The following is a 1,779-nucleotide window of genomic DNA, read 5'->3' as shown; positions in this document are numbered from 1 at the left end:
GCTGTGGGAATACATCCGCCGCTATATGGAAGAGGGGCCAGAAAGCATCCCCAAACCCAAGTGCATTCCCCGTTTTCCCTGGCCGTGGCGCTCGCTGCTGGCCCCCTGGAGCTTTCTGGAGAACAAGTGGGCAGCCGCGCCCTGGAGCCCGGGAATGATCGCGCTGGTGATCGTCGTTTCGCCGCTCATGCTGGTTCACGCCACGGCGCACTGGTGTTCGCTGCTGCTGTGCTGGCCGGTCTACTGGCCGCGTAAGCTGCGCCGGGAAAGTACGGCAACCGAGCCGGTGTGAGGGAGTGTTTGGTGAGGACGCGCTCGAGGCGTTGTGCCTTTACCACCGAGAGCGTGCCCGATCATTACGCCGATTATGCGGAAGCAGTCGGCGGCTTCCACCAGGCTTTACAGGACGTAACCTGATGTATTTCGTTGAGTGGCTGATGCGCCGCACCCTGACGGCGAGCAAGGAGGATATCACCGGATTCGAAGGTGATATGAAGCAGTTCGAGAAGGCGACCGAGAAATACGGCAAGCAGTATCGGGGCATGCAGGAACGGCAGGTCAGCGACGCGCCATCCGATGCGCGCTCCATCTACAAGATGAATGACACCTATATGGATGTCAGGACCTTTTTCGATGAATGGAGAGGGGGGCGTTCTTGGTCTATCTCCGCTATTATTAGGTGTTTTGGGTTTTCCTTTTAGCTTCCTTATACCACTGCTTGATGTTTTTTTTATGGCGTTTGGCCTACAACCGGAGAAAGTGCCGAGTTTTTGGACTATTTAGCAGCGGTTTTTATGTGGGGTATTTGGTTTGTAATGCTGGCCGCATTTATCTATCTCTTCTGGATATTCCGGATGGAGTGTCTGGTCCAGCGCCATATTGTGGTCCGCTTCAATCGCAAGACGCGTAAGATCACCATCAATCGTCCCAATTTCGCCGGTGGCAATCAGGTCTATGACTGGGATGATGTGGTGGCGTCGGTCGATCCTGACGATCAGGTGGTGACCAAGAAGCGCAAGCGCGAAATCCTGATGGTGTTCTTCTTCAAGCAGCGCACCGGTGCCGAGCATCACGACGTGGTCTTTCTCGGGGCGCCGTTGCGCAGCGATCATGAGCTCTATGCGCTGTGGGAATACATCCGCCGCTATATGGAAGAGGGGCCAGAAAGTATCCCCAAACCCAAGTGCATTCCCCGTTTTCCCTGGCCGTGGCGCTCGCTGCTGGCCCCCTGGAGTTTTCTGGAGAACAAGTGGGCGGCCGCGCCCTGGAGCCCCCGCATGATCGCGCTGGTACTGATCGCCTCGCCGCTCATGCTGATTCACGCCACGGCGCATTGGTGTTCGCTGCTGCTGTGCTGGCCGCGTCAGCTGCGTCGGGAAAGCACGGCCTCCGAGCCGGTCTGAGTGAATACCGGCACAATACGACCCCGAGCTTTCGCAACACCGTGGCTGACGAAGACGATGCGCAAAACACCGCCACCTTCGAATCCGTCTATCCTTTCAACTGGCGTGCCTTCGAGGCCGACGACCTGATCGAAACCGCCGAGCGAACATCGCAGGGGCGATCCATTCTCTTCGCCGCGCACGACCCGCGCGGCATCACGGTCGAACTCAACGCCGAGCAGATTCAAGCGGTGGAGGCTTCTCTACAGCGCTTCAGTTGGCGGAGCGCCTCCTGGGAGGGGATTCAAGCGCTCAAAAATGTCGTCGAGGTGACGACAGAGTCTGTCTACCGAAGCGGTATTGCCGAGAATGAGTCGATGATGCTGAACGTACCGGA

3 protein-coding genes and 1 pseudogene are annotated in these 1,779 nt (G+C 57.7%); all 4 read left to right on the top strand.

All coding sequences use genetic code 11. The features are described from left to right. Nucleotides 1–292, top strand: a pseudogene (locus OP494_RS17090) (hypothetical protein); the annotation flags it as partial. Nucleotides 293–416: 124 nt separating this feature from the next. Continuing rightward, nucleotides 417–701, top strand: a complete 285-nt coding sequence (locus tag OP494_RS17085; RefSeq protein WP_280542770.1) for a hypothetical protein — start codon at nt 417–419, stop codon at nt 699–701. A gap of 114 nt (nt 702–815) precedes the next feature. Continuing rightward, nucleotides 816–1,403 (top strand): DUF6708 domain-containing protein, encoded by a 588-nt coding sequence (locus tag OP494_RS17080; protein ID WP_280542769.1) that lies wholly within the window; start codon nt 816–818, stop codon nt 1,401–1,403. 41 nt (nt 1,404–1,444) lie between these two features. Next, the coding region (locus OP494_RS17075) for a hypothetical protein (protein ID WP_280542766.1) at nt 1,445–1,779 on the top strand (335 nt) is incomplete at its 3' end.

Origin of the sequence: Chromohalobacter sp. 11-W (assembly GCF_029889905.1) — a bacterium.
Lineage (GTDB): Bacteria > Pseudomonadota > Gammaproteobacteria > Pseudomonadales > Halomonadaceae > Chromohalobacter.
The sequence above is the reverse complement of the archived record's forward strand: the minus strand, read 5'-3'. Positions and strand labels throughout refer to the sequence as shown.